General features: G+C 70.2%; 4 protein-coding genes. All 4 read right to left on the reverse strand.

The window, feature by feature from the left end:
* A partial coding sequence (locus tag FV228_RS23065; RefSeq protein WP_147856725.1) for a hypothetical protein occupies nt 1-303 on the reverse strand: 303 nt, incomplete at its 3' end.
* Nucleotides 304-423: 120 nt separating this feature from the next.
* Nucleotides 424-942 carry an Hsp20/alpha crystallin family protein gene (locus FV228_RS23070; RefSeq protein WP_147856726.1) on the reverse strand — a complete coding sequence of 173 codons (519 nt, stop codon included), beginning with the start codon at nt 940-942 and terminating at the stop codon, nt 424-426.
* 150 nt (nt 943-1092) lie between these two features.
* Nucleotides 1093-1617 carry an Hsp20 family protein gene (locus FV228_RS23075; RefSeq protein WP_147856727.1) on the reverse strand — a complete coding sequence of 175 codons (525 nt, stop codon included), beginning with the start codon at nt 1615-1617 and terminating at the stop codon, nt 1093-1095.
* 459 nt (nt 1618-2076) lie between these two features.
* Nucleotides 2077-3725: DNA translocase FtsK (locus FV228_RS23085; RefSeq protein ID WP_281406524.1), on the reverse strand; the 1649-nt coding region annotated here is incomplete at its 5' end.

The raw sequence follows: 3725 nt of genomic DNA on the forward strand, positions 1-3725 counted from the left end.
CGCCTGGAGCGCGGCCAGGACGTCGTCGATCGGCACCGGCTCGGCCCGGCAGCCGGGCAGGCACCGCAGCGTCGGGCAGGATTCCACGGCGCGCGCGTCGGAGGCCCAGGAGGCCAGGATCGCCCGCTTCTCGGCCCGCGACAGGCCGGGATAGGACAGGACCTCCCGGGGGTGCCGGAACACGTCGCCCGGCGCCACGAAGGCTTCGAACGGGTCGACCGCCGTCGCCCGCAGGTTGGCCGCGGCCATCGGGCCGAGGCGCTCGATGGACAGGTCGATCGGTGTGGTTTCGATGGGCTGCATGGGACCCTCCTGTGCGTCAGCAAAGGTTGGGGCGGCCGGCAGGCCCGCTCAGGGGCGCCCTGACGGTCCAGGCCGGCCGCCGCGTCATGCGTCACTAACCCGCCGGATCGGCGGACCGCCTCAATGCGCCGTCTTCTGGGCGCCGCCGTTGATGGCGATCCGGCGGCCCCGCTCCGGCGCCTTCTCCGAGCGCGGCAGCGTCACGGTGAGCACGCCGTTCCGGAACGACGCCGCGGCCTTGTCCTCCTCGACCGGGAACGGCAGGGCGATCACCCGCTCGAAGCGGCCGTAGCTGCGCTCCGAGTAGCCGCCGGCCGTGTCGGTGTTTTCCGAACGCTTCTCGCCCCGCAGGATCAGCACGCCGTCCTCGACCAGGAGCTCGACGTCCTTCTCGTCGAGGCCGGGCAGCTCGGCCGAGAGCTTCAGGCCGCCCTCGGCCTCCACCAGCTCGACCCTGGGCCAGCCGAGGCCGCGCCCGGCCGGGCTCGCACCTGAGCCGAACCCGGTGAACACGTCGTCGAACAGGCGGTTCACCTCGCGGTGGAGCGTCAGGAACGGATTGGCCGCCTCGGTCGCCAGGGTGCTCGGCGCCGGGATGGCGGCGTTGCGGTTCCACGGGATCAGGTCTCTCACGCTCATCGGAATCTCCTTCCGTTTGGCTTCATGGGCATCTCATTCGGGCAGCCGTCGGCGGCCCGCGGGATTGCGGGTGCGCCAGGCCTGTCGCTCGCTCAGTGTGAGACCCGGGCGGTCCGCGGATCGGGCGGCCCGGGCCCGAACCGGCCGCGTTCAGGCGGCCTTGGCCTCGGTGACCTTGGCCTCGGTGATCTTGGCCGCGGCAATCTTGCCGTCGGCGATCTCCGCGGGGGCGTTGTCCTGCCCGGAGGTGGCCGTGACGCCGCCGATGGCGATGCGGCGGGGCTTCAGGGCCTCCGGCACCTCGCGCTTGAGCGCGACGGTCAGCAGCCCGTTCTCCAGGCTCGCACCCACGACCTTCACGTGGTCGGCCAGGTTGAAGGTCTGGCGGAACGTGCGGGCCGCGATGCCGCGGTGCAGGTAGTGCCGCTCGTTCTCGGGCGTCGCCTTCTGGCCCGACACGAGCAGCACCGTGTCCTGCTGGGTCAGCTCGATCTCGTCGGGGGTGAAGCCCGCCACCGCCATGGTGATGCGGTACTGATCGTCCGCGACCTTCTCGATGTTGTAGGGCGGCCAGGACGCCGTGGTCTCGACGCGCTCGGGCTGGTTCAGCAGCTCGAACAGACGGTCGAACCCGATGGACGACCGGAACAGGGGCGCAACGTCATAAGTCCTCATAACCACATCCTCCGTTGAGCAACGTGACTACAAGAGACGCCGGACACCAGGACCGGCGCCCAATCGGCGATCCCGTTTTCGGGCCTCGCACGCGCGTAACGTTTGCTGTGCGGGGTGGTTCCGCAAGAGGGGCGATTCTTTTTTTGGTGTTTTGAGATTCGGTCCGTGGGTGAGCCTCCTCTCGCCCCGCTTGCGGGGAGAGGGCCGCGACGACCTCGTCGTCGGCGCGGCGAGGCGTCAGCCGAGGGTGAGGGGGCGGCTCAGGACGCGCGCTCCGTTCTGAGCCGCCCCCCTCACCGCCGCTCCGGCTTCGCCTGCGCTTCCCGCACGGACGACGAGGTCCGTGCGGGCCTCTCCCCGCAAGCGGGGAGAGGGGGAACCCGCGCCTCGTCCGGAATTGTGTGAAGACCGTAGGCCCGCGGGATCGGGGCTACCACCGCGGGCCTAGCCAAGAGACCCTTAGCCCGCGGCATCCTCCAGAAGAATCTCGCGCTTGCCGGCGTGGTTGGCCGGGCCGACGATGCCCTCGGTCTCCATCCGCTCCATCAGCGAGGCGGCGCGGTTGTAGCCGATCTGGAGGCGGCGCTGGATGTAGCTGGTCGAGGCCTTCTGATCGCGCAGAACCACCTGCACGGCCTGGTCGTAGAGGTCGCCGCCGGCCTCGCCGAAGGAGCCCTGGTCGAACACGGCGCCGTCGAGTTCCAGCTCGGCCGCGCCGGCCTTGCCCTTGGTCCCCTTCTCGGGGGCGCCCTCCTCGTCGTCGGCCGTGACGGCGTCGAGGTAGCTCGGGCGGCCCTGGCGCTTGAGGTGGGCGACCACGCTCTCGACCTCGCTGTCCGAGCAGAACGGCCCGTGCACGCGGGTCGTGCGCCCGCCGCCGGCCATGAACAGCATGTCGCCCTGACCGAGCAGCTGCTCGGCGCCCATCTCGCCGAGGATGGTCCGCGAGTCGATCTTGCTGGTGACCTGGAAGGAGATGCGGGTCGGGAAGTTCGCTTTGATCGTGCCGGTGATCACGTCCACCGACGGACGCTGCGTCGCCATGATCAGGTGAATGCCGGCCGCACGCGCCATCTGGGCGAGCCGCTGGATCGCCCCCTCGATGTCCTTGCCCGCCACCATCATCAGGTCGGCCATCTCGTCGACCACGATCACGATGTAGGGGAGGGGGGCGAGGTCCATGGCCTCGTCCTCGTAGACCGCCTCGCCGGTCTGCCGGTCGAAGCCGGTCTGGACGGTCCGGGTCAGCACCTCGCCGCGGGCGGCGGCCTCCGAGACCCGGGCGTTGTAGCCGTCGATGTTGCGGACCGCGATCTTGGACATCTTCTTGTAGCGCTCCTCCATCTCGCGCACGGCCCATTTGAGGGCGATCACCGCCTTCTTGGGGTCGGTCACGACCGGGGAGAGCAGGTGCGGGATGCCGTCGTAGACCGACAGCTCCAGCATCTTGGGATCGACCATGATCAGCCGGCACTCCTCCGGCTTCAGCCGGTAGAGCAGCGACAGGATCATGGTGTTGATCGCCACCGACTTGCCCGAGCCGGTGGTGCCGGCAACGAGCAGGTGCGGCATCCGGGCGAGGTCGGCGATGATCGGCTCGCCGCCGATGTTCTTGCCGAGGCAGAGAGCCAGCTTGTGCTTGCTCTCGGCGAAGTCCGGCACCGAGAGAAGCTCGCGCAGAAACACCGTCTCGCGCTTGGCGTTCGGCAGTTCGATGCCGATGGCGTTGCGGCCGGGGACGACCGCCACGCGTGCCGAGACCGCCGACATCGAGCGGGCGATGTCGTCGGCCAGCGCGATCACGCGGCTGGACTTGGTGCCCGGTGCCGGCTCGAGCTCGTAGAGCGTCACGACCGGGCCGGGCCGCACCGCCAGGATGTCGCCGCGCACGCCGAAATCCTGCACCGTCTGCTGGAGGTTGAGCGCGTTCTGCTCCAGCACGTCGGCGTCGACTTCCTCGGCGCCGCTCTCGTCCGGCAGGGCGAGCAGGCCGAGCGAGGGCAGTTCGTAATCGGCGTTCTCGACGCTGGCGATCTCCAGGTGACGGCCGGCCGGGATCAGGTGCGCCCGGGGCGCCACCAGCGGCAGGGCGGCGGCGGGCACCGCGG

This window comes from Methylobacterium sp. WL18 (assembly GCF_008040015.1).
Classification (GTDB): domain Bacteria; phylum Pseudomonadota; class Alphaproteobacteria; order Rhizobiales; family Beijerinckiaceae; genus Methylobacterium; species Methylobacterium mesophilicum.